24 protein-coding genes and 2 pseudogenes are annotated in these 25128 nt (G+C 70.1%); 12 read left to right on the forward strand and 14 right to left on the reverse strand.

Annotated elements, in window-relative coordinates; genetic code table 11:
• Positions 1-79: 79 nt before the first annotated feature.
• Positions 80-634 carry an EF-hand domain-containing protein gene (locus tag IEY91_RS02995; RefSeq protein ID WP_189172672.1) on the forward strand — a complete coding sequence of 185 codons (555 nt, stop codon included), beginning with the start codon at positions 80-82 and terminating at the stop codon, positions 632-634.
• A gap of 433 nt (positions 635-1067) precedes the next feature.
• The gene (locus IEY91_RS03000; protein ID WP_189172673.1) at positions 1068-2138 is read left to right on the forward strand and encodes a hypothetical protein; all 1071 of its coding nucleotides are present in this window, start codon (positions 1068-1070) and stop codon (positions 2136-2138) included.
• A 463-nt stretch (positions 2139-2601) separates the two neighbouring features.
• On the opposite strand, the gene glsA is transcribed toward IEY91_RS03000, so the two are convergent.
• Positions 2602-4275: a glutaminase A gene (glsA, locus tag IEY91_RS03005; protein ID WP_189172674.1), complete on the reverse strand. Its 1674-nt coding sequence runs from the start codon at positions 4273-4275 to the stop codon at positions 2602-2604.
• Between the two features lie 183 nt (positions 4276-4458).
• Here glsA and IEY91_RS42580 point away from each other — a divergent pair, with 183 nt between their 5' ends.
• The 3 genes and pseudogenes from IEY91_RS42580 (at position 4459) to IEY91_RS42590 (ending at position 5635) form a co-directional block, all read left to right on the forward strand.
• The gene (locus IEY91_RS42580; RefSeq protein WP_194492281.1) at positions 4459-4959 is read left to right on the forward strand and encodes a glutamate--tRNA ligase family protein; all 501 of its coding nucleotides are present in this window, start codon (positions 4459-4461) and stop codon (positions 4957-4959) included.
• A pseudogene (locus IEY91_RS42585) lies at positions 4920-5045 on the forward strand (glutamate--tRNA ligase family protein); the annotation flags it as partial. The gene IEY91_RS42580 and the pseudogene IEY91_RS42585, both read left to right, overlap by 40 nt.
• Positions 5015-5635 (forward strand): hypothetical protein, encoded by a 621-nt coding sequence (locus IEY91_RS42590; RefSeq protein WP_373287873.1) that lies wholly within the window; start codon positions 5015-5017, stop codon positions 5633-5635. The pseudogene IEY91_RS42585 and the gene IEY91_RS42590, both read left to right, overlap by 31 nt.
• Before the next feature lie 9 nt (positions 5636-5644).
• Here the strand turns inward: IEY91_RS42590 and IEY91_RS03020 are convergent, their stop codons facing one another.
• Positions 5645-6385: a bestrophin-like domain gene (locus IEY91_RS03020; protein WP_189172676.1), complete on the reverse strand. Its 741-nt coding sequence runs from the start codon at positions 6383-6385 to the stop codon at positions 5645-5647.
• A 44-nt stretch (positions 6386-6429) separates the two neighbouring features.
• Entirely contained in the window at positions 6430-7722 is a 1293-nt protein-coding gene (locus IEY91_RS03025) for a hypothetical protein (RefSeq protein WP_189172677.1), read from the reverse strand.
• 205 nt (positions 7723-7927) lie between these two features.
• On the opposite strand from IEY91_RS03025, the gene IEY91_RS03030 reads away from it, so the two are divergent.
• Positions 7928-8236 carry a hypothetical protein gene (locus IEY91_RS03030; RefSeq protein ID WP_189172678.1) on the forward strand — a complete coding sequence of 103 codons (309 nt, stop codon included), beginning with the start codon at positions 7928-7930 and terminating at the stop codon, positions 8234-8236.
• Here the strand turns inward: IEY91_RS03030 and IEY91_RS41535 are convergent.
• The 4 genes from IEY91_RS41535 to IEY91_RS03050 form a co-directional block, all read right to left on the reverse strand.
• Positions 8230-8646: a helix-turn-helix transcriptional regulator gene (locus tag IEY91_RS41535; RefSeq protein ID WP_229696650.1), complete on the reverse strand. Its 417-nt coding sequence runs from the start codon at positions 8644-8646 to the stop codon at positions 8230-8232. The genes IEY91_RS03030 and IEY91_RS41535 overlap by 7 nt on opposite strands.
• A gap of 63 nt (positions 8647-8709) precedes the next feature.
• Complete coding sequence (gene gad, locus IEY91_RS03040; RefSeq protein ID WP_189172679.1) at positions 8710-10065, reverse strand: glutamate decarboxylase; 1356 nt, start codon at positions 10063-10065, stop codon at positions 8710-8712.
• A gap of 136 nt (positions 10066-10201) precedes the next feature.
• Positions 10202-11086: a dihydrodipicolinate synthase family protein gene (locus IEY91_RS03045; protein ID WP_189172680.1), complete on the reverse strand. Its 885-nt coding sequence runs from the start codon at positions 11084-11086 to the stop codon at positions 10202-10204.
• 1 nt (position 11087) lies between these two features.
• The gene (locus IEY91_RS03050; protein ID WP_189172681.1) at positions 11088-11936 is read right to left on the reverse strand and encodes an aldolase; all 849 of its coding nucleotides are present in this window, start codon (positions 11934-11936) and stop codon (positions 11088-11090) included.
• A gap of 191 nt (positions 11937-12127) precedes the next feature.
• On the opposite strand from IEY91_RS03050, the gene IEY91_RS03055 reads away from it, so the two are divergent.
• Both IEY91_RS03055 and IEY91_RS03060 read left to right on the forward strand, forming a co-directional pair.
• On the forward strand, positions 12128-13333 hold the full coding sequence (locus IEY91_RS03055) for a cytochrome P450 (protein ID WP_189172682.1): 1206 nt from the start codon (positions 12128-12130) through the stop codon (positions 13331-13333).
• A 235-nt stretch (positions 13334-13568) separates the two neighbouring features.
• Positions 13569-14849 (forward strand): L,D-transpeptidase, encoded by a 1281-nt coding sequence (locus IEY91_RS03060; protein ID WP_189172802.1) that lies wholly within the window; start codon positions 13569-13571, stop codon positions 14847-14849.
• Positions 14850-15164: 315 nt separating this feature from the next.
• Here the strand turns inward: IEY91_RS03060 and IEY91_RS03065 are convergent, their stop codons facing one another.
• From IEY91_RS03065 to IEY91_RS03075, 3 genes and pseudogenes are all read right to left on the reverse strand, one after another.
• Entirely contained in the window at positions 15165-15332 is a 168-nt protein-coding gene (locus tag IEY91_RS03065) for a hypothetical protein (protein WP_189172683.1), read from the reverse strand.
• A gap of 218 nt (positions 15333-15550) precedes the next feature.
• Positions 15551-16282, reverse strand: a pseudogene (locus IEY91_RS03070) (transporter); the annotation flags it as partial.
• 337 nt (positions 16283-16619) lie between these two features.
• Complete coding sequence (locus IEY91_RS03075) at positions 16620-17549, reverse strand: hypothetical protein (RefSeq protein ID WP_189172684.1); 930 nt, start codon at positions 17547-17549, stop codon at positions 16620-16622.
• 246 nt (positions 17550-17795) lie between these two features.
• Here IEY91_RS03075 and IEY91_RS03080 point away from each other — a divergent pair, with 246 nt between their 5' ends.
• Entirely contained in the window at positions 17796-19238 is a 1443-nt protein-coding gene (locus IEY91_RS03080; RefSeq protein ID WP_229696652.1) for an FG-GAP-like repeat-containing protein, read from the forward strand.
• A gap of 47 nt (positions 19239-19285) precedes the next feature.
• On the opposite strand, the gene IEY91_RS03085 is transcribed toward IEY91_RS03080, so the two are convergent.
• The 4 genes from IEY91_RS03085 to IEY91_RS03100 all read right to left on the reverse strand — a co-directional run bounded on the left by IEY91_RS03085 (position 19286) and on the right by IEY91_RS03100 (position 23248).
• Positions 19286-19963, reverse strand: a complete 678-nt coding sequence (locus tag IEY91_RS03085) for a hypothetical protein (protein WP_229696653.1) — start codon at positions 19961-19963, stop codon at positions 19286-19288.
• 135 nt (positions 19964-20098) lie between these two features.
• Positions 20099-20608: a hypothetical protein gene (locus IEY91_RS03090; RefSeq protein ID WP_189172685.1), complete on the reverse strand. Its 510-nt coding sequence runs from the start codon at positions 20606-20608 to the stop codon at positions 20099-20101.
• A 174-nt stretch (positions 20609-20782) separates the two neighbouring features.
• The gene (locus IEY91_RS03095; protein WP_189172686.1) at positions 20783-21523 is read right to left on the reverse strand and encodes a DUF4328 domain-containing protein; all 741 of its coding nucleotides are present in this window, start codon (positions 21521-21523) and stop codon (positions 20783-20785) included.
• A gap of 126 nt (positions 21524-21649) precedes the next feature.
• Positions 21650-23248, reverse strand: coding sequence for a beta-N-acetylhexosaminidase (locus IEY91_RS03100; RefSeq protein WP_189172687.1), 1599 nt, complete (start codon positions 23246-23248; stop codon positions 21650-21652).
• 285 nt (positions 23249-23533) lie between these two features.
• On the opposite strand from IEY91_RS03100, the gene IEY91_RS03105 reads away from it, so the two are divergent.
• The 3 genes from IEY91_RS03105 (at position 23534) to IEY91_RS03115 (ending at position 25114) form a co-directional block, all read left to right on the forward strand.
• Positions 23534-24085 carry a 2-oxo-4-hydroxy-4-carboxy-5-ureidoimidazoline decarboxylase gene (locus IEY91_RS03105; protein ID WP_164328252.1) on the forward strand — a complete coding sequence of 184 codons (552 nt, stop codon included), beginning with the start codon at positions 23534-23536 and terminating at the stop codon, positions 24083-24085.
• 148 nt (positions 24086-24233) lie between these two features.
• Positions 24234-24614 carry a succinate dehydrogenase, cytochrome b556 subunit gene (gene sdhC, locus IEY91_RS03110; RefSeq protein WP_164321440.1) on the forward strand — a complete coding sequence of 127 codons (381 nt, stop codon included), beginning with the start codon at positions 24234-24236 and terminating at the stop codon, positions 24612-24614.
• 8 nt (positions 24615-24622) lie between these two features.
• Positions 24623-25114: a succinate dehydrogenase hydrophobic membrane anchor subunit gene (locus IEY91_RS03115; protein ID WP_373287874.1), complete on the forward strand. Its 492-nt coding sequence runs from the start codon at positions 24623-24625 to the stop codon at positions 25112-25114.
• Positions 25115-25128: the final 14 nt, after the last annotated feature.

Here is a 25128-nt window from a genome sequence, read left to right on the forward strand (position 1 = left end):
GTCCGAACACGGTCCCAGCTATCCCCTGAACGACTTGGTCAGGATGCCGCGCGGCCAAGATCCCGTTACGCATGAAGGCATGACCGCACTCAACTCCTTGCTGCGTCGCAAGCTGACCCGCCGCTTCGAACTCCTCGACGTCGACGGAGACGGGTTCGCCGGCGAGTCCGGCTACCTCGGTACCGTCGCCGCGATCCACGGTGCCACCGGTACGGCTGCCGCATCCGCCCAGGGGCAGGCGCTCCGAGAGGCGCTGCTCGGGTGGTGGCGCCGTCTGCGCAGCGCCGCCGACACCGACGGCGACGGCCGGGTCGGCCTGCGGGAGTACGAGGCAGCGCTGGAGTCGCGGGTCGTCCAGCGGCAGAACGTCTGCCCCGAGCATGGGCGTCCAAAGATCGAAGCCGTGGTGGCCGTCGCTGACAGGGACGGGGACGGGCGGCTCACGGAGGCGGAGTTCGTCACGGTCATGACCGCGTGCCGGGTCGGCGATCCCGACGCGCGGTGGCAGTTCCGGCGCATGGACACCGACGGTGACCGGAGGATCAGCCTGGCCGGGTTCGATCACGCGATGGAAGACTTCCATACCTCGGCCGACGAGGCCCTCGTCGGCACCACCATGTGGGGCAGGCTCTGAGGTCCGATCCGCCGCCCCGCTCGTGTCCCGGACGTGCCGGGCCGCGACGCCCGACCCGATCGCTCACGCCCGTTGGGCATCGGGCCCACAGCGTGTCCCGCAGGCGGGAGGTGCCGACGCTATGACCGGCTCTGGGATCGATCCGCTGAAGCCCGCCGCGGAGCAACCCCTATCCGCCGGGCGAGGCCGGTGCGGCAGGTGCTGTTCCGTCGCTGCTGGAGTCTGCGGAGCGCTGGCCCTTGCCGGGTGCCTGGGGGCCACGGCCGTATGGCAGGGCAGCAAGGCAGCGGCTCTTGGTGACTCCCTGTTCGGAACGGCGGTGGCCTGCGGCGTGATCGCGGCGCTCTGTGGCGTGCTGCTGGTCGCCCGCCCCTGGGCCTTCACGGCCCGTCGGGTGTGGCTGACAAGCGTGGCCTGTACCCTCGTGTGCCTCGTGGCGATGATCGTCTGCTGGTCGGCCATCCTGCGCGACGAAGGCCGTGGCCGGACCACCGGGAGCATCGTGCGGGACGAGCGCAGCGCCCGGGGCTACCTCTCCCGTGCCATGCCCGCGGGGCGCGACCCGACTGTCATCCCCACGGGCGTCTATGTGGAGTCGATCGAATTCACGACCAGCAACAACGTGGTGGTGTCCGGCTACGTGTGGCAGCGCTACCCGCCCAACACACCCAAGGACCTCACCCGGGGTGTCGTCTTCCCCGAGGCCGACGAGTCCCATCTGGAGGACAGGGACATCGCCTACGAGCGGACTGCCGCCGACGGGACGAAGACGACCGGCTGGTACTTCAACGCCACCTTCAGGCAGCGGTTCGACTACCGCACCTATCCGCTGGACCGGCAGAACGTGTGGCTGCGCATGTGGCAACCGGACTTCGACAAGGACGCCGTCCTCGTCCCGGACTTCTCCTCGTACCCGCCCTGGCTCGACAAGGACCTGCTGGGCACGGACCCGCAGCTGGTGAGCGGCGAGTGGCGCCCGATGTACACCGCATACAGCTACGCCCGCTACGTCTATCCGAGCAGCTTCGGCCTCAAGCCGTACGACGGGCCGGTCAATTACCCGGACCTCTACTTCAACATGGTCTATGAGCGCGACTACACCGGGGCCGTCGTCGGGAACCTGGTACCCGTCGCCCTCATCGCATTGGTGGTGTTCGCTTCGCTGTTCGTCACCAGCCGCGACCAGAAGTTCGAACTCTTCGGTTCGAACACATTCGCCGTGATGGCGTTTCTGGTGACCATGCTCCTGGTGGTGGTCGTCGACCACAACGAAATCCGGTCGGTCTCGGCCGATGGGTCCGTGATGTACATGGAGTACGTGTTCTTCGGGCTCTACCTGCTGCTGCTCCTGGTCACGGCCAATGGCGTACTGATCGCCCTCGATCGGCCGGGCGAGATCCTCACGAAACAGGGCAACCTGCCCGCCAAGGCTCTGTACTGGCCGTTGTTGGTCGGCATCGTGCTCGTCGCGACCATCTCCGTGTTCTTCGGAGTGGGCTGGTGAGCGAGTGCGCTGCGCCGGTGAGCAGATCCTCGGGGTCGCGGGGGTCAGCCCAGCCGTCGGTCCCTCGGCTGGTTCCCGCCGCGCTGGCCCCCGGGAGCAGCAACCCCATCCGGTCTTCTCTTCCTCGCTCGCGGGCGGTGGTGTCCGTCCACAGTCGTGGCGCGCAGCGCCAGGGTTGCCGACTCGACGGCCTGGGCGAGGCGGTTGGTGTCGGCGGCCACGCACATCAACGCGCCGATAGCGCCGATCACTTTGGCGTCGTCCTTGCCGACGCACGGATCGGCCTGACCGCGCCCCGTGAGGATCTCCAGCGAGTCCCGGACCAACTGCAGGAGTCCTTCACGGTTCGCGCCGCTGCCATCGGTGGCTGTGCGTGTAGTCCGCGCGTAGCGAATGAGCGGCGTCGTCGTGCATGGGATGGTCCTCGTCTCCCTGTGAGGTGTCTCCAGGCCAGGCGCGTGGGTCAGCCGGCCACCGCTGTGCCAGTGGGCCTCTTGGCCGCCTTGCGGGTACCGGTGGCAACGCGGGTGCGGGACGACGCGCGGCTGCGACCACGCGCGGAAGAGGCGGTGGTAACGGCTTCCGCCGGATGTCCGGCAGCGCGCAGCACGTCCACGGTCTCCTGATGGCCGGAGCGTTGGGCGTCGCTCAGCGGTGTGCCTTCCCAGCGGTCCCGCGGAGCGACGCGGACACCCCGATTCAGGAGGTACTTGACCACGTCCACGCGGCCTTCGCCGGCGGCCAGGTGCAACGGCGTCCTGCCGTCGTAGTCCGCGGCGTCCGGGTCGGCGCCCGAGGCGACGAGCCTGCGGATCTCGTTGAGATCCCCCTGTCCCGCCGCCCAGCACAGGGCGAGTGCGGACTCGACCAGGGTGTGGTCCTTCCTGCGCCCCAGGTCCCGCTTGCCGGACTGGACCTCGCTGCCGTCGTGCGGGTGCACGTTGTACCGCTGAGCGAAGCGTCGGCAGAACTCCACTCCGCGTACGCAGTTGCCGTGCTCGTCCAGGCGCGGGGACCACACGCAGATCCCCATCACCTGCGGTATCACGATCATCAGTGCTCCCGACACGCCGCTCTTGGCGGGCAGCCCGATGGAGAAGGCGAACTCTCCGGAGTAGTCGTACATCCCGCATGAGGTCATCAGCGACAGACAGTGCTGCACCGTGTCGACCGAGAAGACCCGCTCCCCGGTCAGAGGGCACACGCCCCCGTTGGCGAAGGAGGCGGCGACGATCGCCAGCATGTCGGCGTCGAGCTCGATGGAGCAGCACTGGAAGTAGAACTCCAGGGTCCGTTGCAGGTCCGTCCCCTCGGGAAACGCCTCCTGCTCGCGCATGGAATAGGCCAGCGCGAAGTTCCGGTCGGCGGTATCCCGTTCGGACAGGTATGTGCTGTTGCTGAAGCCGACCCGACGGCCTGCTGCCAGCCGCTGCCAGGTCTCCGCCACGTGCCCGAACCGGTCGGCGGCGGACGACTCAGGCCGGATGAGCGAAGCGCTCATGATGGCGCCGGCGTTAATCATGGGGTTGTGCGGGCGCCCCTGAGGGTTGAGCGCCAGTTCGTTGAAACTCCGGCCGCTCGGTTCCCAGCCGACGTGCTCGTGCGTGCCCCACAGCCCGTTCTCGTCCAGCGCGAGGCAGTAGTTGACGGTCTTGGACACCGACTGCACACAGAACGGCTCGTGCGCGTCACCGACGAGATGACGTTGACCGTCGACCGAGCAAACTCCAATTGCGAACAACTCAGGGTCCACCTCGGCCAGTTGAGGAATGTAGTCGGCGACGGCACCGCCCCGTTCCGCGCACAGTTCCTCATGCAGGCCGTCGACGTCCGCGGCCAAGGCCGCGAAATCAGGGACTGCCAGGTCATCCCGCACGACCCTGCGCAGCAGGCCGCTGGTCTCCCGGACCAGTGCCACGAACTCCTCGAAGCCGAGTTCTGTCCTCCGGTCACCCGTGGAGGACAGCAAGCCGGTGATGCGCGGATCGTCGTCAAGAATGCCCACCAGCCGCATCCGGTCGGTCAATTCACCGTACGACAGCGTGCCGTTGCCATCGTTGTCGAAAGCGTCGAACAGGGGGCGCAGGGCATCCTCTGCAGTGCCCGCGCCGGGGTCTTGCGGTGATTTCCGCGACATGGACCTCACTCCTGACAGCAGCCCCCTCTGTCTGGCTCCCTCAGGATCGAACAGCGTCACGCCTTCTGCCACTCCTGGCACGCCCGCACTGCCGGAGGTCCACCGCCACCAGCGCTGGTTCCTCTCCGGAGGCACACGCCACACAGTGCGCGTACGCTGCTGAGCGTGGCGAGTTGTGCTCGTGTGCGCTTCGCCCCTGCGCCGACTTCGGCCATCGAGATCAATGCCGCTCGCGTGGCCTTGTCCAACTGGGCATTCGCCCTGCGCAACCAAGGCCGCTTCATCCTGCGGATCGCGGACGCCGTCGCCGACCGCGATCGCCGCTGGTCCGATCCTCGACAGGTCGAGGAAGTCATCCGTGTACTCGCCGCATTCGGCATCCGGGGCGACGCGCCTGCCTTCCAGGGGCCGTTCTTCCAGTCGTGCAACGGCGGCACACCGCCGAGCCTTGGAGCGGCTGCTCGACGAGCGGCGTGTCTACTTCTGCGCATGTGCCCCGTTCAGCCCGTCGTGCAGGGGAAACTGCCGGAGGCGGAAATCGCTCCCCCGTCGGGCGGAACGCCGCGCTTCATGGTGCCGGACCGGGGCCGTCGTAGGCCCCCCACGACTTCCCCGTCGTGTCCCCGGACGGCACGCTCCTGTCCGTGTTCACCGACACTGTCGACGACATCACCGAGGGCGTGACCCATGTGGTCCAGGGCGCCGAACACCTGGCGGACACCGCACGTCAGCGGCTGCTGTGGGAGGCGCTGGGTGCCGTACCGCCCGTCTGGACCCATCTCGCTCCCCCGGGCTTGCAGCGACCCGCTTCGAGGAGCGTGACCTGGGCGAGTACCACCGACGCCGGATCCGGGCCCTGTCGGGCGAGGACTTCGCCGAGGCGAGCCGCCCCTGGCTCGGGGCACCGCACGCGCCTTGGCCGACCCACGCTCTCGACGAGAAGAGCTTCGCATCTGTGGCACCCCTGGTGCAGGGCAGGATCACCTGGCTTTCGGAGATCAAAGATCTGGTCGACTGGCTGTTCCTCCCTGAGCCGGTCGTTGACGAGAAGGCATGGGCACAGGTCATCCTGCCGGGCGTCGCGGAGCTGCTCTCGGACGTCGAGAAGCAGCTGTCCCGTACCGAGTGGTCGGTACCGGGCATCGCGGCGGCGCTGTCGGACGTGGCCCAGTCCCATGGCCTGCCGCCCGACGCGACGGAGAGCGTGGCACGGGTGGCGGTCACCGGGCGCGCCGAGGAGGGCCTGCCGCTGTCCGCCGCTCTGCCCGCACTGGGGCGTCGGCGGACCCTGGCTCGGATCCGTGCGGCCATCGGCCGTCTCCCCGGCTATGAGGGGCGGGAGGTCAGCGACACCCGGTGAACCGAGAGGTCAGAAGTACCGGCTGAATGGTGCCGTATCCACGGCGAGCATGCCGCGGAACGGCTGGTCGAGCTGGTGGATGAGCAGCACCATAAAGGTGATCAGCGCCGCGAGGCCCATCACCATCACCACGTGAGTGAAGCTCCGCTCCACCCCGAACATGAACATGAACGCCAGAGTGAGGATCCCGCCGAGGATGAGCCCCACCCACAGCACGAGCGACAGTCCGCTGTCCGCGTCGCCCTCCCGGCCACGCCGGGCGTCATCCAGTGTGCCGAGCTGCGCCAGGATCTCCTGAGACGTTGCCTGCTGCGAGGGCGTGGCGTCGGCGGGCAGCCGACTGGCGACGCGCACCGTGCCCAGCAGATCCCAGCCCCGCTGCCCCAGCGGCTCGCGCGCCGTCATCGCGGGAAACTCCACGCTCACCACGTGCCGGGCGTACGCCTCGATGCCGGATCGCACGCCGTCCGCATGCGGCTTGGGAAGGCCGTCAGCCAGCAGCCGTACCTGGTGCGTGGCGCTCGCCTCGGTCTGGACATGCCCTTCGGCGCCGGAGCGGGTGTCCCACACCGAGACCAGAGCGAGCCCGAGGACCAGAGCGTAGAGGACGCCCACCATCATCGCGATGTACTCGGCCACGTCCTCCCGTGGTTCGGCATCCGGAGCGGGCGGCCAGAAGCGGTGCCTCACCGCCACGCAGGCCGCGGCCAGCAGTGAGACACCGAGGACAATGGCGAGGGTTTCGAGCATCGAGGCCGGACTCCTGTCGGCTGCGGTGCGTCACGGCGGCTCGGCTACCCCCGGCGGGATCCGAGCACGGCGGCCGCGACGGCACCGGGGATCAACACAAGAAAGAGCGCGGCGAGCAGTCCGAGGCCCGTGGGCCCCTCTCCTGGACGGTAGAAACGGCCCAGGACCGACCGCCGCCCTTCGTCCTGCCGCGCCTCGGGCGGCACGGCGGTTCCCCCCGTGTCCGCACCGGCCACTGCCGCACCGCCCACCCCTGCTCCAGCAACCGCTCCGGTGGGCGGCTCGGCGGGAGCAGCCGCTTCACCGGCGGCTTCGGGGGCAGCGCCGGGACCGATGCCAGGGGCGGCACCAGGGCCGATCCCCGGCGCAGCGATGCCTGGCGGGGGAAGTGGCGGCGGCAGGGCACCAGGCAGTACCGGTACCGGCACCGCAGGCAGCGGGGCTCCGGCGGCAGGCGGTTCCGCGGGCGGTGCGGGCCCCGGGGGTGGCGGAGCCGGAAGCGGCCGCCCTGCCGCGCCTTCGAGCGAGCGCGATCGCGCCGGTGGCCTTCTGGGCGCCGCGGGCCGGGGGATCACAAAGCGCCGGGAGGTACGCGCGGTGAGCTTCGGTGGCGGAACCGTGCCGCCCGAGGCGCCGATCGTACGGATCCTGTCGCTGCCTTCGGCGACCCCGGCGCTGGTGTATGTCCCGGGTTCGCGGCGCACCACCGCGTGGCAATCGGCGGACCGCCCCGGATGCAGCAAGGGCACGACTGCCCGCCCGCCTCCGCAGTCGATGCCCGCCCCGGTGAGCGACAGGTCGCTGACCCTGATGCCGTAGACCGGGCGGTTGCCTGTGTTCCGCACGTGATAAGTGACGGTCGCCCGCTGCCCGTTGACCGCCACGGCTACGGACAGTCTGAGGGCGCCTCCGACCGTGGCGTACCCGGACCGTGACCGGGCCACCGCGTCGGCGCGCAGGTACGGGATGTGCCCGGAGGCCCGGACCTGGCCGCTCCATGTGCCGAACCGTGCCGCCGTGCGGGCCGTGCAGTGCGCGGAGCCGAGTCCGCGCAGCATTCGCACTCGGTCGCCGCCGCCTGGACAGCGGATCGCAACACCCGGCAGGCCCGGGTCGGTCACCCGGACGTCGTACAGGTCCGCACCACCCCGGTTGACGAGACGATACGTCTTGATCACAGGGTCACCGACCCGGATACCGGGATGCAGGGCGCCGAGCCCGGCACGGGAGTTCACGGTTACCCGGAGCTCCAACCCGTGCCGGCCCGCGCCGTCGGACACCGCCGGGCCCGCCGGGTCCGCGCCGACGATCACGACCGCGACGGATGGTGCCAGCACGCACAGCACACGTCGGCGTGTGCGCTTCCGCTCCGCCCGCCTTCTCCATCGGATGATCACATCGGCATCCTCGCTGCGGACAGCCCGCCGCGCGCCACACGGCGCGCCACAACACGCCCCCCTCGCGCCGAAGATCCCCCGGCTGCACGCACGCCCCCCCCGGCTCTCCTGCCCCGCAGGGGCAGCCCGCGAAGAGGGTGGACCCATGAACGAGCGCACCACGGGCTGGAGGCGGGCTGCCGGACGACTTGAGTGCCTGCGCGGTACTCGTGGCCTTCAGCTCGCACGCGCGTACGGGTCGGTCTCCGGCCAGGTCCGCTACGGTTTCCCAGGTGATCACCACGGCTCCGGCATAGCCGTCGCCGTGGAGCAGGACGTACTGCGGATCAGCCTCGCGCAGGGCCTTCAGCAGGCCCGGCGCGCGGCTGGCGAGCGGGTTGACGAGGGCCCGCTGGTGCGGCGAGAGCTCGCAGCGTCGGTCACCCTCGCGGGCCACGCTGAAGAAGCTCACTGATGCCGAGCGTCCAGAACCTTCACGACGGCCTGCGTGCGGTCCGTGACGTCGAGCTTCAGGAAGGCGGCGCGCAGATGGTTCTTCACCGTGGGCTCCGAGATACTGAGATCGCACGCGATACGGCGGTTGGACAACCCTCGCGCGAGCAGCTCCACCACGTCCCGCTCGCGCTGCGTGAGACGGGCCTCGTGCAGCACGCGGGTCATGCCGTCAAACGGCCGCGTCAGGCCGTCGCATCCCTGGGCTTGGGCGGTGGGTGTCGCCGCGTACGAACCCAGCAGGTCCTCCAGCCGGAGGACGACCTTGGTGAGTTCGTTCAGGCACTCCGCCGCCTCCTCCAGGAGGGCGTGCGTCGCCGGACCCGGCTCCCGGCCGCGGCGGGGAGCGTGTGCGCCGCCGCACGTACTCACGCGTTCTCCTTCTCGTCGCTGTTCACGCCCTGAGCAGCGCCCGCTGACCGGAGAAGCTCGTGGTCACGGCCGGGAGTCTCCCTGGAGGAGGCTGGTGACCTCCGTGCGCAGGTCCCGCAGCAGGTGCTCAGCCATATCCTGGCTGAACCCGTGGCGGATCACCAGGCGCAGTACTCCGATGTGCTCAAGGTCGGGGGGCAGGTAGTAGGCGGGGATCTGCCAGCCGTGGCGGCGCATGCGGTCGTGGATGTCGAAGACCGTCATCGCCTCCTCGCCGGGCCGGACCCGGATGCCGACCACCGGCAGATCTACGCCGTCGGCGATCACGTCAAGGCCGGGAATCTGCGCGATCTCCTTCGCCAGGAAGCTCGCCACCTCGCGGGAGGTGTGCTGCACCGCTTGGAACCCGTCGAAGCCCAGCCGCAGGAAGCTGTAGTACTGCGCGACGACCGGTGCGCCGGAGCGGGAGAAGTTGAGCGTGAAGGTCGGCACGCAGCCGCCGAGCAGCTCGCAGTCGAAGACCAGTTCCTCGGGGAGATCCGCTCGGTCCTCCCAGAGGATCCAGCCGACTCCCGGGTAGACGAGCCCGAATTTGTGGCCGGAGGCGTTGATCGACCGCACCCTCGGCAGCCGGAAGTCCCAGACGCGCTCCGGGTCCAGGAAGGGCGTGATGAAGCCGCCGACGGCGGCGTCCACGTGGATCGGGACGTTCAGGTCCCGCTCGGCCTGCAGTCGGTCCAGCCGGCCCGAGATCTCGGCCACGGGATCGTATTTGCCCAACGCGCTGGAGCCGAGAATCGCGACCACGCCGATCGTGTTCTCGTCGCACGCCGCGGCCACCTCGTCCGGGTCTACGCAGTAGTCCGGCTCGCTGATGGGAACGTAGCGCGGCTCGACGTCCCAGTAGCGACAGAACTTCGGCCAGCAGGTGTGTACTGCGGTGGACATGACCATGTTAGGCCGGTCGGCCACCAGCCCGGCGGCCCGGCGGCGGTTGCGCCACGCGAATTTCATCGCCAGGCCCGCGAGCATCGCCGCCTCGCTGGAGCCTGCCGTCGAAGCGCCGACACCGACGCCGTCAGGGTCGTTCCACAGGTTGGTGAGGATGTTGACGCAGCGTGTCTCGATGTCCGCGGTCTGCGGATATTGGTCGTGGTCCATCAGGTTCCGGTCGAGACACTCCGCGATCAGTTCTCTCGCCTGCGGTTCCATCCAGGTGGTGCAGTACGTCGCCAGGTTGAGCCGGGCGTGGGACTCCAGGATCAGCTCGTCGCGGATGAGGGCGCTGGCGGCGTCCGCTGTCATCGACTGCTGCGACAGTTGGAAGCGCGGCACCCCGCCGGCGGGCACCAGACCGCTGTACAGCGGGTTGACTGGCAGTACTTCCTCGCGACGGTCGGCGTGAATAGGGCGCAGCATGGCCGGCTTCTCCTTACGTGGGTGATGCGGCGCTGCCCTGGTCTCAGGGCAGCGCCCTTGGAGCTCCGAGCGGGCTCGTGTGGTTCCGCGGCAGGATGGCCGGGAACGGGCAGTTCGGTAACTACCCGGATGTCGACTACAACTGCGCCAGCAGTTCCTTCAGTTGCCGGACCGCGCTCTCGTCCAGCGGGAGCAGCGGGCGGCGCGGTTCCCCGACGTCGAGACCTTGGAGCGCGAGTCCGGCCTTGACCGTCGTGGGCAGCCCGCCTGCCAGGAGAAAGCGCAGCGGCGGCAGCAGCCGGTAGAACCGCTTCCGGGCATCGGCGAGGTCGCCGGCGCGAACGGCCTCGTAGAACGCCAGGATCTCGGCGGGGAACAGGCAGGGCGCGGCCGTGCACCAGCCCGCGGCCCCCGCGGCGAACGCTTCGAGCGCCAGCGGGTTGCTCCCGTTGAAGTACGGCAGCCGACCGTCCGTCAGCTCGTGGAGCCGGTGCATGCGCTGCACATCGCCCGAACTCTCCTTGACCATCGTCACGTTGTCGATCTCGGTGGCCAGCCGGACCAGCAGCTCGGGCGGCATGTCGATGCCACTCGTCGCCGGGTTGTTGTAAACCATGACCGGGATGTCGATCGCTTCGGCAATCGTGCCGTAGTGCCTGACGATCTCCCGCTCCGAGAGTTTCCAGTACGAGACGGGCAACACCATGACGACGTCCGCGCCGGACCGCTCGGCGAACCGGGCTCGCCGGACCGAGCCTTGTGTGGTCAGGTCGGAGACGCCGACCACCATCGGCACCCGGCGCCTCCCGGCGTCCAGGGACGTCTCCGCGACCTGGCACCACTCGGTGTCGCTCAGGTAGGCGCTCTCCCCGGCGGACCCCAGCGGCGCGATCCCGTGCGCACCCGATGCGACCAGCCGCTCGATCAGGGCGCGCAGCTTGTCCTCGTCCACCGCATCGTCGGACCGGCGGAACGGCGTGACCGGATAGGCGATGATCCCTCCGAGCTTCGGCCCCTCCATGTCACACTCCTCCCTCGATGGGGATCGTGTGCTGGTCGGTGGCCCCAGAGACGTCCGGCGGAGCCGCGTCGATGCAGTCGTCGTGTCCGTTGCGCAGCGCTCGGCGCGCGTAGTACGCGAAAGCGGCCTGGTGTCGTTTGGGCGTGGAGACCCAGTCGTGCGCCTCCACTGCCAGGAGTTCGTCCACCGGTTTGATGTCACCCGCGGCCATCGCGAGGAGTTGCAGCCTTGCCGCACGTTCAAACAGCACCGCGAGTACGCACGCCTCCTCGATGGAGGAACACGCCACCAGCTGGCCGTGGTGGGAGAGCATCAGTGCCTTCTTGTCGCCCAGGGCCCCGGCGATCAGTTCGCCCTCTTCGTTTCCGACCGGAATTCCCGGCCATTTCGGCAGGAAAGCGCAGTCCTCATAGAGGGGACAGGTATCCATGTGGGAGAGATTCAGCGGAATCTCCAGCATGGAGAGCGCCGACACGTAAGGCGGATGGGTGTGGATGATGCAGTTCACGTCCGGACGGGCCCGGTAGACCCAGCTGTGAAAGCGATTGGCTGGATTCGCCATCCCGTCGCCTTCGAGGACATTGAGGTCCTCGTCGACCTTGAGCAGATTCCACTCGGTAATCTCGTCGAAACCGAGCCCGAGGCGCTGCGTGTAGTACGTCCCCGGAGCCTCGGCACGTGTGGTGATCTGTCCGGACAGCCCGGAGTCGTGTCCCATGTGAAAAAGGATCCGGCAGGTCAGCGCCAGCTTCTGGAGCTTTGTCCAGGTATTGTCGGCGATCGCGCTCTGCATGCGTTCCTGGGCGAGCCGCACCAGGTCCGACTTGCGGGCGTCGAAGGATTCACCCATGGCCGCGACTCCTCTGCTCATTCACGGGAACCCCCTCCGCGATCCTGAGCCAGAAAATGAGCGGCCGCCACCCGGAAACGGGCTCTCATACCTCCGTACTAGGCAATTCGGACCAGATTTGCCCGATGCCCGATCCGGTGAAATTCTGGGCGCGGAAAGTAAACGATGAAACCTCCTTGAGGAGTGGCACATTGTCTGCGCTGACCGACAGCATCACCGTGGACCGCCTTGAGGCGGACCCTTACCCCACCTACGGCCGGCTGCGCGCCGAGGAGCCCGTGGCATGGGTGCCCGCCGTAGGCGCATGGCTCGCCACCCGCTGGGAGGACGTGCGGCACGTGCTGACGAGCCCGGAGTCGTACACCACCACCAACGACGCCTCTCCGCTGTCCATCTACTGCGGGGCACAGAACGTGTTGAACCAGGAGGGCGATCGGCACGCCGCGATCCGCAAGTCCGTCAGCGACCGGTTCCGCCCAGAGACGGCCCCTGCCGTCACCGCCCACGCCCGGAGCGTCGCCGTGCGGCGGCTGCGCGACCTCGCCGATCGGGATCACGCCGATCTGATGGCCGAGTACTTCGAACCGGTCTCCGTGGAGACGGCGTCCTGGCTGCTCGGCCTGGACGCGGTCGACGGCATCGACACTGCCACCCTCACCCGCTGGTCGACGGGCCTGACCAAGGCGCTGTACAACCCGTCCAAGGCCGGTGCGGCACACGTGTACGGCGCGGCCGTGTCGGGTGCGATGGACCGGACTCTGACACCGCACCTGACACGACTGCTCGACCAGCCGGACGACTCACCACTGTCGGCATTGGTGCATGCCGGGTGCCCGGCGGGCGACGCGTCGTGGGGTGTGAACCAGACGCTCGCCACCCTCAGGATGATGACGAGCGCGGTCCGGGAGCCGGGCTGGCTCGCGGGAAACACCCTGCATGCCCTGCTCACGCACCCGCAGCAGATGGACGCACTGCGGGGGGACCCCGGGTTGCTGGACGCCGCGGTGTACGAGGGGATCCGCTGGGCCGCCCCGGTCGGCACCGTCGGTCGGCTCACGACGAAGCCCGTCGTGCTGGGAGGGCGGGAACTGCCCGCCGGTGCACCGGTGGCACCCGGCATCGCCTCGGCCAACCGGGACGAGTCCGTCTTCCCCGCCGCCGACCGGTTCGACCTTCTGCGCGCCCGCACCACCACACCCCTGTCACTCGGCCTCGGCCGGCACGAGTGCCTCGCCGCCCACGTCGTCCCGGCCATCGTCGAGGGCGCGCTGCGTCAACTCCTTGAGCACTTCCCGAATCTCCACCTGCAGCAGGACGTACGACCGTACGGCTGGAAGTTCAGGAAGCTCGACACGCTGCCGGTCGGCTGGCGTGACCGGTCCGCGACCGGGACCTGACGAGGGCGGAAACAGGACCCTGGGCTCCACGGTGTTCGCGATGCCGAAGGCCACCGGCCATGGGCTGTCCGCCTCGGCTGCCGGACCGGTGCGTGATTTCCGAGTCGGGCACCGCATCCGGCAAGGGGCACGAGTAGACATGCGGCGGTCTACTGCTTCCCGGCGGCTCTGCGTCGACCGACCCACCCTCGGAAAGAACCGCGAGATGCTTGACCGGTCCACCCGAGACGTGATCATGGGAAGGGTGTCCCGTTTCCACAAGGCGTTGAACGGTCCGCTCATCGCTTGTACGAGCGCGGCCCTGGTCGGCTGCGGCCTGGTCACCTCCCCTGCGGATACATCGAACACACCGGCTTTCCACAACGCCGCCGACTGGCCTCCGCGCATCGGGCCCACCGGGGCCGACCGCCGCGACCTTGCCCCCGACGAAGCCGTCACCGTGTCGCTTCGTGATCGCGATGCCGGTGGCCGCCTCACCGATGTGACGCTCACCGATGCCGCTGGGCGGCGCGTGGCGGGTGACCTCAGCCCTGACGGCTCACGGTGGCGCAGCACCGGCTCGTTGACCGCGAGCAGCCGCCACACCGTCCGGGTCGACGCCGAAGACGGCGACAGCTCCCCTCTTCGCTGGACCACCAAGTTCGCCACCGCATCGGCCCGCAGAACGGTCGATGTCACTTTCGGTCCCGCAGCGGGCACCTATGGCGTCGGTCAACCGATCACAGCCGAATTGGGTGTCCCTTTGAGCAGAAAGAAGACCCAGGCTCGTGCTCTCGTCGAGCGCGCCTTGAAGGTCACGTCCCGGCCGCGGGTCGACGGCTCCTGGCACTGGATCAACGACCGGGAACTGCACTACCGCCCCAGGAGCTACTGGCCCGCCCACGCGCGCGTCGACGTACGTGCGGAACTGCGAGGCGTCAAGGTGAACGACGGCCTGCACATGGGGCGCGCCAAGCCCGTGAGCGTCGTCTTCGGCAGCCGGTTCGAAGCCGTCACCGACGCCGGCGCCCACTCGATGACCGTCAAGCGCGATGGAAAGGTTGTCAGGGTCATCCCGATCACCACCGGCAAGCCGGGCTACGCCACCCGCAACGGCGTCAAAGTCGTCCTGGACAAGCGCCGCTCCGTGCGAATGCACGGCACGAGCATCGGGATCCCCTCAAACAGCCCGGACGCGTTCGACCTGGTCGTACACAATGCTGTCCGCGTCACCCAGAGCGGTGAGTATCTGCACGCCGCTCCGTGGTCCACTGGGGCGCAGGGGCGGGCCAATGTCAGCCACGGATGTACGGGCATGAGTGAGCGTGATGCCGCCTGGTTCTTCGCGAGCGTGCGCGAAGGAGACATCGTGGAGGTGGTCAATAGCGGCGGGGCCCGCATGGCTGCCTTCGGTAACGGATACGGCGACTGGAACCTGCCCTGGGCCGAGTGGCGTGCCGGAAGTGCGCTGCCCGAGGGATCGGACAGCAGCCCTGCCCCTCCCGGCTCCGCCCGCTTGCACCCGCAGGAGCGCTGACCACGCCGTGTACCGGTGAGGTGCCGGGCCCGGTCGGTCTCAGCCGGATGCAGCTTCCTCCGTCGATGTCCACCGTGACGAACGAAGGGCCGTCGGCACGGTGCCGCTGAACAGCTGCCGGTTGGCTGTGAGGCCGACGAGCACAGGCTACGGAAGTGGGTGTCCTTGATCACGACGGTCACGATCTTCCGGCACCGGCTTCGCCCAGCTTCACACGCTGGTTGCCGACCACGATTCGGCGACTCACACCGACGCGTCGCCGAGCGCGAACGGAACCTGCCCGCAGCCATGGGAAGCGCCCCAGGTGGGGTGGGATCAGATTCGACCGTGCAGCAGGTTTCCAAGATGCTCGGGATCCTCGCTGATGAAGAATCCGCGAATGGCCGCGAGTAGCTCGGTGGCGTCGACCGCTTCGTCCTGGTTCAGATCCAGTTGGACGAACGCATCGTCGCTGGAGTCGGAAGGTCCGCGAAACCGCGCCATACGGGCGAACTCCGCCCGCCCGATTACGCCGTCGCCGTCGACGTCGCCCAGCAGCAGGAAGTCCCGCCCAGATCGAGCGGGGGTCGGGGACCAGGCCGGACTGTTCTTCGAGCCCGAACAACCGCTTTCGGCAGGTCAGTCCAGCGCAGGCGTTCATTGACCATCTGAGCAGATTCCCAGATGCCCTCGCGGCAGCACGAGACGCAGGGCGATACGTAGCGCTCCGGGTCCTGCTCCTTGCGCGGCTGCAGCTCCAGGTCACCCGTGCCGCGGTGGCCGAGCCCCGTCACGGCCCGCGTGAAGCCAGGGATCAGCTCGACCGCACCCGGGTCGGCCTGAGGTACACGAGGATCTTGGTCTGCTGCGGCGGGCAGACGCGGGCGAAGTTCCGCAGCCTCTGGAAGGCCGTGCACTGCTTGCGCTGCACCGGGGTGACGCCGTCCCCGAGTCCGAGCAGGGCCTCCTCGACCGCCTGGGCCAGCTCGGCGGTCGCGCTGCCCTGGTTCCGAATCGGCGGTGCCCCGGCCGCGCGGCGTACCCGCTTGGCCTGAGCCGAGTGGCCCGTGGCGGAGGCCACGGTCTCAAGGCCGAAGTGATCGCCGCCGAGGTATCGGTAGCGGACCGGGTCGATCGAGCGCCGGTGCTCGCGCACGGCGTGCGCGTCGTAGCGGGTGAAGTCGTCGGCCACGCAGATCCGCCTCGGTGCGCTCCACAGGATCTGGGAAGCGGCCATCCCCCCGAGCCGGTAACGGACCAGGTTCCGGAAGGCGTCCTTGTGGTTCGTCAGCCAGGCCATGTAGTACAGGCCCTGATTTATCACGCCTGCGTCGGTGCCACGCTTGTACTCGACGATCACGGGCGTCGAGGCCCAGCGAGTCGATCCGCCCGCCGTCGACGCAGTCGATGACGTACTCGCTGGCGAGGAACTTGACGCCCAACATCGTCTCCATGTGCGCCTCGACGAGGTCCTGCACACCCGCCTCAACCGCAGCAAGACGCGGCGTGACCTCAGCACCAGCGAGATACCTGCTTCCGGCGCGACAGCCCGCATGACCATCCCCAGAGTTGGGCGCGTGGCCAACGCGTGGCCAACAGCGGCCAGGAACAGCCAGAAACACCCAGTGAGAGACCGGTCCAGACAGTAGGCGAGAACCGCCGCCCAAACAACAAAGGGCCTGGTCAGGGGCCTCTTATGGCCCGGTCAGGCCAGGGGTGGCGGCCCCGGCCGCTCACCCACCCCCGTAAGCCCGGCTCCGCCGGGCGGGGACCCCCACCGGCGGCGTGGGTTCAGACCTCGAAGAGGTCGGCCCCGGCCGGTCCGTCGCCGAGTTCGCTCGCGTCGACGGTCTGGGCCGCCGGCGGGGCGTGGGCCTCCACGGGCTTGCCGTAGTCGGACATCTGCATCGTCATGTGGCCGCCGTCCTCCTCCAGCTCGATGGCGGTGATGTACGGCTTGCCCTCGGCCGCCACGTACATCGCGTTGCCGTCGAACATCGAGTCCGGTTCCGATTCCGTCTTCGGCTCGATGAGCGGTATGACGCGCTTTCCGTAGCGGTACGTCGCGGGCTCCGCCTTCATCTGGCCGTCGAAGCCGTCGTCGCCTGCGCCGCCCATCTCGCCGAGCAGTTCGTCGAGGTCGCACTGCGCGCCCGGCACAGCTGTCCGGCCCGAGCTGCCGTCGCCCGTGGGGAGCTTCACGTACTTGCCCTGGATGAGCGCGATCCGCTCCTCGATCTGCGCCGCGGCCTCCGGGCCGCGCGCCTGGGCCGTCCTGCGGAGCGACTCCAGCGACTCGTCCGTGAACCGGACGTACGTCGCGCTGCCCGCGATCATGATCAGGTCGCCGCGCTGGCCGGAGCCCGAGTCGAACGTGCCCGTGCAGTTGCTGCGCCGGTCCAGGTGGAGGGTGACCTCCTGCTGCCGGTCGGTGCCGTTCTCCCTGGACCCGGCCGTCATCTCTACCTTGACGCGCAGCGAGTCCGCCGACCTGAGCAGTTCCATGCCCTCGGTCGCGAGCCGCTCGCCGCGCGCCCGGTCCGCGGACAGCTCCTTGGTGAAGGTCCCGCCGTCGAGCCGCACCGGCTTGCTCTCGCCGCCGCAGGCCGTCAGCGTGGACGCCAGCGAACCGGCCGCGAGCAGGGCCGTCGCGCCCCGCACCCACGTGCGGCGGCCGTCGCCCCGAGTCCCGAGTGCCGCCTTCAGCCCCACAGTCCCCACCCGTCTCCGCCGCGCCTTCTCACGCGATTCTCATGAACCCTTCCCATGAACACTGCGTGGCCGTCCACCCCGTTGTCACATCCGCGCGGTGCGGGAAACGTCACGTGACAAAACACCCCGCTCCGTACAACCCTTCCGCCCCCTCGGTCGTCTTACGAACTCGCAGATTCACCGGAAGTCGATCGAGTTCACTGAGATTCACTGAGGTTCACTGAACTCACCGTTTCACCAGAGGGGTTGGGGCATTTGAGGCTGCGAAAGGCGCACCGCGGGGCGTGGCTGGCGGTCGGGGCCGTCGTGCTCGGCGGCACGGGAGCCGTGGCGCTGCCGGTCGGTACGGCGGCGTACGCGGCCGACGGCGACCCGGCGGCACCCGCCGGCGACTTCGACCGCGACGGGACCGTGGACCTCGTCGCGGCCACGCCGCGCGCGTCCGGGTCCAAGGGATCGGTGACCGTCGTGCCGGGCGGCGCGGGCGGGCCGGTCGCCGCGAAGAAGAAGACGCTGACGCAGTCCAGCACGGGCGTGCCCGGCGTGAGCGAGTCCGGCGACCAGTGGGGCGCGGCCACCGCGTGGGGCGACATCGACGGCGACGGCAACGCCGACCTCGTGATCGGCGCGCCCGGCGAGGACGACACGTCCGGTCACAAGGACCGCGGGGCGGTGACGATGCTGTACGGCCCGAAGTTCACCTCCGGCACGGACATGCAGCTCTCCGAGGACTTCGCCTACGGCGGCGCGCGGTTCGGCTCGGCCGTCGCGGTCGGCGACTTCAACGCCGACGGCAAGGCGGACGTGTTCGCCGCGGCCACGGGCACGGGCGGCAGCTGGGCGGCCCGCTTCTCGGCGGGACACGAGACGGCGGGCACGGTGACGTCCGGCGACAGCGCCATCGCGTACGCGGACGCCGCGTCCGGCGACTTCAACGGCGACAAGTACGCCGACGTGGCGCTGAGCTACCGGGACGCGGCGGGCAAGGGCAAGGTCGTCTGGTTCAAGGGCACCCGCTCGGGTCTGAGCCGCGTGGGCACGCTGACCGCCGAGGGCGGCCGTTCGGTCGCCGCGGGCGACGTGACCGGCGACGGCCGGGCCGACCTCGTCATCGGCCAGCCGTACACCTCCGAGTCCGGCGCGCACGCGGGCGGCCAGGTGACGGTCGTGCCCGGCACGGCCTCGGGCCTCTCCTCCGCCGGGGCGACCACCGTGCACCAGGCGAGCGACGGGGTGCCGGGCGCCGCCGAGGCGGGCGACGCGCTCGGCTGGTCGGTGGCGGTGGGCGACGTCGACAAGGACGGGTACGCGGACGTCCTGGCGGGCGCCCCCGGCGAGGACATCACCCGCGCGGGCAAGTCCCGTACGGACGCGGGCACTTCACTGCTCTTCAAGGGCACGCGGACCGGCCTCACGGGCGCGGGCGCGCTCGCCATGAGCCAGGACGAGCCGGACGTCCCCGGCTCCACCGAGTCTGGCGACCGCCTCGGCTCGGCGGTCACCCTCGCCGACTTCACCGGCGACGGCCGCGCGGACCTCGCGATAGGCGCGGACGGCGAGGACGCCGGCACCGGAACGATCCTGCAACTGGACACCGACGGGGCAGGCACGGTCCCGCTGAAGAGCGGGGTCTACTACGGCCGGGCACAGCTCGGTACGGCGGAGAAGGCGCACTTGGGCGAGGCACTCACGCCGTAGTACCCCGGGGTGGCCCCGGGGGTTGGTACCCCGGGGCCACCCCGGAGTCAGTACTCCGAGGTCACCCCGGACCGCCGCGACCGCGACACCACCGCCCGCAGCACCCGCCGGCCCTCCGTCGACACGTCGAGGACCTGGCGCAGGCCGCCGCCGGTGCCGCTCGTGCCGCCGAGGAGTTCCAGGACCCGTACCTGGCGCCGGAGTTCGGCGGAGACCAGGGGGGACACGCCCTCGTCCCCGGCGTCCAGGAGGCGGTGGATGCGGAGCGCGGCGGCCGAGCAGCCGTCGGCCCAGGCGCGCAGGGCGGCGGCCGAGCGGGTGGCGGGGACGGCTTCGAGCATGCGGCGGGCGAGGGCGGTGGCTTCGGCGGGGTCGGGGCCCGCGTCGGACGACCAAGCTCCCCCGAGGTCGGGGGTCGGCCCGGCGCCCAGCGCCGTCCGTACCTCCGTCAGTGCCCCCTCCCACCCCGTCCCGTCCGCCAGGCTCACCCACAACGGCCGCAGCACCTGGTCCTCGCCGTCGAGCAGCGGCAGGCAGCGGTCCAGGCAGCCGAGTGCGCTTGCCGCGAGGGCGGTCTCGTCGGCTCGGGCGATCAGGTCGGTCAGGCTCGGCTGGCCGGGATCCGACCGTGTGGCGCCCAGGGGCGCGCTATCCGGCCACGCGACGCGCGTCTCGGCGCCCGTCCGCGCGTGCGGGTCTGAACTGGACAAAGGGCTCGTACTCATGACGTACGCCGTCTCCTGTCGCGGACTGGGCACCTCCGCATGCCCCACTTGCCCTTACTGCGTACGGAGCCCCCGGAACGTCACTGTGAGGCCAGGGAGGCTGGAATTCGACGCCGGACGTCACGGTGCCTCCGGCTACTGCGGGAGTACCCCGAGGCGGTCGAGGAAGCGGAAGAAGAGTTCCTCCGCGGAGGGTTCGGGGTCCGCGGTGAGGACGTCGAGGAGCGCCGCGGGCCGTGCCGTCCTGCCGGACTCCGCGGCCCACGCGACGGCGCGGTCGGCGGCGTCGCGCGGCTCCAGGAAGTAGTCCTCGACGGTCAGTTCGTCCTCGCCGAGGTCGAGGTACCCGGCCATCGCGTTCCTGGCCAGGCACGTCGTCCACGCGCCGCTCTCCGGCGCCGCCGCCTCGACGACCACGCAGTCGCTGTCGAGGACGTAGCCGAAGAGCGCGGGCGCCTCGGTCTCGTGGGCGAGCGTGTTCATGTTGCCGACATCGACGGTCCCGTCGGACGGGCACTCCCAGACCTGCCATCCGTCCGGCCGCCGCTCGAGGAGCGTGAGCCGGTCCCGTACCCCCGCCACCGCCGCGAACTCGCCGAGCGGCCGCTCGCTGCGGCCCACGACGTAGTACCCCCAGTAGCCCATCTCCGTGCCCCCGTTGTGCTCGTACCGTGCTTGCCCTGCTCGCCGTGGATTCCGTGCTTTCCGGCGTGTGTCGCCGAATACACCACAGGGCCGGTGCGTGCGCCACCGAAAGCACACCGAAAGCACGGATCGGACACAGCACGTGCGGATGATCTGCGCGTGGCGCAGGGGGAGTCACGCGTGCGTGGGGCTCCCGGGACCGCTCCGCGCCTTCGCGCCCTGCATCGCCGTGAGGCGCCGCACGAAGAGGATCGCCAGGACGGCGGCGGCGATGCTGAGGAGGTCGGAGGCCATCAGGGAGACGACGGCGTTCTTGATCTTCTCCGGCTCCTCGGCCTTCCTGTACTGCTGCGACGCGATCCACCCGAAGACGCTGCTCGTGATCCACAGCGTCCACCAGGCATTGAGGAGCGTGCGCCGCCCGGCCTGCGGGGCACCGCCCGGCAGCCACCGCCCCTCGGAGCTCGCGTCCCAGATGTCGACGGCGACGCGCCGCGGGAACCAGAGGTTGGCGACCGGCACGAACCAGGCCCCCACCGCCCAGCCCCGCGACATGGAGTGGCCGTCCGGGGCGAACACCTCGGCATTCACGCGCACCCGGCGGAACCAGCACAGGAACAGGACGGCGGTACCGACCAGCGCCGCCACCTGAAAGACGCCCGAGGCGGCGTACAGCGAGTCGGCGCGGTCGGCGCGGTCCTCGGTGACGGTGCCGAGGCCCCCGTCGATCAGGTCGCTCACGACGCCGAAGACACCGCCGCCCGCCCAGAGCGAGAACAGGTCCGTGGCGATGCCGACACCGAGCAGCGCCACTGTGCCGTTGGCGAGCCCGACGGGGGACTTCAGCCAGGCACCGGGGCCGGGAGCGGACGGCGGCGGCGGAGCGACGGGCATGCTCGGCGGCGTGTACGACATGACGGAGGAACCCCCCACGGGTCGGAGAACAAAAAGAGGGCGCCGCCCTCACCCCTCCCCGGGCACAGGCACGGCGCGACCTGCGAACCTACCCGATTTCCCCCACTGCCCCCGCATTTTTTCGCGCTACCCCAACCGCCCCGCAAGCCCCTCGAACTCCGCCCACGACCGCGTCGGCTCCCGCGCGTCCCACAGCTTCTGGGCCGTCGCCCGCAGCGGCATGCGGATGCCGCGCGCCACCTCGTCCTGGGTCTGCGAGTTGGCGAGGTCGCACCACACGGCGAAGGTGGCGCCGAGGATCTGGCGGTCGTACGAGGCGGGCACGGGCTGCGTGCCGCGCACCACCCGCGGGGTCCACTGCTCGTAGATGCGCTGCCCGGTGGGGTACCGGAAGTCGTTGGGCTGGCCGAGGACGTAGTAGAGGAACTCGTCGTTGTAATTGATGACGTCACGGCCGTCCCGCAGGTACTCGACGGGCTCGCGCGAGCCGAGCTCCTTGCCGGTCCAGTACGCCACCTCGACGCGGTCGTCGACGCGCGTGACGCCGCCCCGGAAGAACCCGTCGTTCCAGGCCCGCACCTGGCGGCCGGGCCCGACCGTCTTCGCGCGGTCGTTCAGCCAAGCGGTCGCGAGGTCCTGCACGCGCGCCCCGGGGCCGAGGCGGTCGCGCGCGGCGGCCGCGAGCTGCGGGAAGGAGGCCTCGGGGTCGCGCACGGTCAGCGCCTGGTACTCGTCGGCGCCCAGGTGCCAGCGCGCGCCGGGGAACAACTCGTCGTACTCGCGCAGCAGGTCGTCGACGATCTCGGCGGCCTTCGGCTTCGAGATGTCGACGGCGCCCTGCGTGGGCGCGCCACCGGTGTTGCGCAGTTGGAGGTCGGGGTGGGCGCGTATGACGGCGCCGAGGTGTCCGGGCGAGTCGATCTCCGGTACGACGGTGATGTGCCGGCTGGCCGCGAGGTCGACGATGCGGCGGACCTGGTCCTTGGTGAGGTGGTCGGCGGAGACGATCTCGGGGTGCGACTCGGAGGCTATGCGGAAGGCCTGGTCGTCCGAGAAGTGCAGACCTATCTCGTTGTACTTGAGGTCGCCCAGGTCGCGGATGCGGTCCTCGATCCACTCGGCGGAGAAGTGCTTGCGCGCCGTGTCGATCATGAAGCCGCGGCGCGGCTTGGCGGGCTGGTCCCGTACGACGCCCTCCGGCGCGGTGCGGCCGTCGGCGACGGCCTGCTTGAGGGTGCGGGTGCCGTAGAAGACCCCCGCCTCGGCGGGCCCGGCGATCCGGACGACGCGGTTCTTCACGGTGAGGGTGTACGACTCGGCGCCACCGCCCGCGCCCCGATCACCCTTCGACAGTTCCAGGCGTACGTCACCGGCACGCGGCTTCGCCTCGCCCCCGTACTTCAGCCGCAGCTCCCCGGCGAGCAGCCGCGCCTCGTCGGCGAGGCGGCCGTCGCCCACGAGGACCCGCCCGCCGTCGCCGGGCCGCCAGCCGGGCCCGCGGGCGGCTTCGTGCGCGCGCACGGCGGGGATGGTGGCGGGCGCCTCGGAGGGTGCGTACGACTTCGTGGGCTCGGGCGCGCGCGGCGGCGCCGACGACGACGCCCGCTCGCCGTTCCCCCGGGCCGCGTTCCCGGAGCCGCCGCCTTCGTCGGGCCAGAGCCCCACGGTGAGCGCCACGGCCCCCGCCGCGACCACGCCCGCGCCCACGGCGAGCCCCCGCGGCATCACCGCCGACCACCCCCGCCACAGCTCTCGCCGCCACCCGGCGCAGCAAGGCCGACGCGGCTCGGAGGGGTCCGGGAGATCAGCGATATCAACGGCTCCACACCCCCACGCTAAGCCCGCCCCCACGAGCGGCGCTCGTCCACCCAACGTCCCCAAACTCTCCCATTCGGGTGATTTCCGGGTACCCCAAGGACACCTCCACCCCCACCCCGCTAGCGTTGACCCATCACCCCCGCTCTTTGCCGAGGAGCCCCCCTGCAGCCGCACCGCGCCATACCGGACGCCCTGCACCCGCTGAACACAGCGTCACCGGAATCCGCCGAGCGCACCCTCACCACCTGCTGCGGAAGCCGCCACTGGGCGCACCGCCTCGCAGCCCACCGGCCCTACCCGGACCTGGACGCCCTGCTGGCCGCCGCCGACGAGGCGGCCTACGACCTGGCTCCCGACGACCTCACCGAAGCCCTCGCCGCCGAACCCCTGGAGCCCGCGCTCCCCCCGGGCACCGGCTACGGGGCCGCGGCCACCGCCCTGCGCGCCGCCACCGCCGCCTACGAGAGCCGGTTCGGCCACGCCTTCGTGATCTGCCTCGACGGCGTCGCCCGCAGCGAGGCCCTGGACCACCTGCTCGCCTCCATCCGCGGCCGGCTCGGCAACGACCCGGAGGAGGAGCGCGCCGTCGCGGCCGACGAACTGCGCCGCCTCGCCCGCGGCCGCCTCACCCGGCTGGTCCGCGAACAGGCGCAACACGCGGTGGCAGGCGCCCCGGAACAGCCCGCTCCACCTGCGGCGCAGCGCGGCGAGGCCCACCGCGATAGCCCGTACGTACCAGTTTGATTGCCTGTTTGATCACACCAGAGGACCCCGGGCGGGGAAGCCGACAACTCGTCGATACGATGACGAGCGGCCGGTGGACCGTACCCGGCCGGGCTCGTCCGACCGAGAAGCCGGCCGGCCCCAATCCCCGCTCCCGGAGGGTTCTTCCGTGCCGGCTGGAACGCTGTACCGCGGCCGGGAAGGCATGTGGTCATGGGTGGCTCATCGAGTCACCGGTGTCCTCATCTTCTTCTTCCTGTTCGTGCATGTCCTCGACACCGCTCTCGTCCGCGTCTCCCCGGAGGCGTACGACGATGTCGTGGCTACCTACAAGACGCCGCTCGTCGCGCTGCTCGAGTACGGCCTCGTCGCCGCCATCCTCTTCCACGCGCTCAACGGCCTGCGTGTCATCGCCGTCGACTTCTGGTCGAAGGGCCCCCGCTACCAGAAGCAGATGCTCTGGACCGTCATGGGCGTCTGGATCGTGCTGATGGTCGGCGCGCTGTACCCGGTCCTCGGCCACGCCGTCCGCGAAGTATTCGGGAGCTGAGGCCAGACATGTCCGACATCACGCTTCAGAAGTCCGACAGCTCCGGCGTCGGCCCCGTCGAGGGCATCTCGCTCTACGACGCCGACAACCCGGCCCCCGTCATCGAGGCCCCGCGCAAGCGCACCTCGAAGACCCCGCGCTCGACCCGCGGCAACTTCGAGATGGCCGCGTGGCTCTTCATGCGCCTGTCCGGCGTCGTCCTCGTCGTCCTGGTCCTCGGCCACCTGCTGATCCAGCTCGTCCTCGACGGCGGCGTCTCCAAGATCGGCTTCGCGTTCGTCGCGGGCCGCTGGGCGTCCCCGTTCTGGCAGGTCTGGGATCTCCTTATGCTGTGGCTCGCGATGCTGCACGGCGCGAACGGCCTGCGTACGGTCATCAACGACTACGCGGAGCGCCCGAACACGCGGCTGTGGCTGAAGGGCCTGCTGTACACCGCCACGGTGTTCACCATCCTGCTGGGCACGCTGGTGATCTTCACCTTCGACCCGAACATCCGCTAGGCACGGGGCTGAGG

The organism is Streptomyces lasiicapitis, from assembly GCF_014646335.1.
Lineage (GTDB): Bacteria > Actinomycetota > Actinomycetes > Streptomycetales > Streptomycetaceae > Streptomyces > Streptomyces lasiicapitis.

Excerpts from the sequence above, each read along its gene's own strand:
- IEY91_RS02995 (WP_189172672.1), top strand. The coding sequence starts at position 80 with ATGACCGCACTCAACTCCTTGCTGCGTCGCAAGCTGACCCGCCGCTTC.
- glsA (WP_189172674.1), bottom strand. The coding sequence starts at position 4,275 with ATGTCGCGGAAATCACCGCAAGACCCCGGCGCGGGCACTGCAGAGGAT.
- IEY91_RS03020 (WP_189172676.1), bottom strand. The coding sequence starts at position 6,385 with ATGCTCGAAACCCTCGCCATTGTCCTCGGTGTCTCACTGCTGGCCGCG.
- IEY91_RS03030 (WP_189172678.1), top strand. The coding sequence starts at position 7,928 with ATGAACGAGCGCACCACGGGCTGGAGGCGGGCTGCCGGACGACTTGAG.
- gad (WP_189172679.1), bottom strand. The coding sequence starts at position 10,065 with ATGCTGCGCCCTATTCACGCCGACCGTCGCGAGGAAGTACTGCCAGTC.
- IEY91_RS03045 (WP_189172680.1), bottom strand. The coding sequence starts at position 11,086 with ATGGAGGGGCCGAAGCTCGGAGGGATCATCGCCTATCCGGTCACGCCG.
- IEY91_RS03050 (WP_189172681.1), bottom strand. The coding sequence starts at position 11,936 with ATGGGTGAATCCTTCGACGCCCGCAAGTCGGACCTGGTGCGGCTCGCC.
- IEY91_RS03060 (WP_189172802.1), top strand. The coding sequence starts at position 13,569 with ATGGGAAGGGTGTCCCGTTTCCACAAGGCGTTGAACGGTCCGCTCATC.
- IEY91_RS03065 (WP_189172683.1), bottom strand. The coding sequence starts at position 15,332 with ATGGCGCGGTTTCGCGGACCTTCCGACTCCAGCGACGATGCGTTCGTC.
- IEY91_RS03085 (WP_229696653.1), bottom strand. The coding sequence starts at position 19,963 with ATGAGTACGAGCCCTTTGTCCAGTTCAGACCCGCACGCGCGGACGGGC.
- IEY91_RS03090 (WP_189172685.1), bottom strand. The coding sequence starts at position 20,608 with ATGGGCTACTGGGGGTACTACGTCGTGGGCCGCAGCGAGCGGCCGCTC.
- IEY91_RS03095 (WP_189172686.1), bottom strand. The coding sequence starts at position 21,523 with ATGTCGTACACGCCGCCGAGCATGCCCGTCGCTCCGCCGCCGCCGTCC.
- IEY91_RS03100 (WP_189172687.1), bottom strand. The coding sequence starts at position 23,248 with ATGCCGCGGGGGCTCGCCGTGGGCGCGGGCGTGGTCGCGGCGGGGGCC.
- IEY91_RS03115 (WP_373287874.1), top strand. The coding sequence starts at position 24,623 with ATGTCCGACATCACGCTTCAGAAGTCCGACAGCTCCGGCGTCGGCCCC.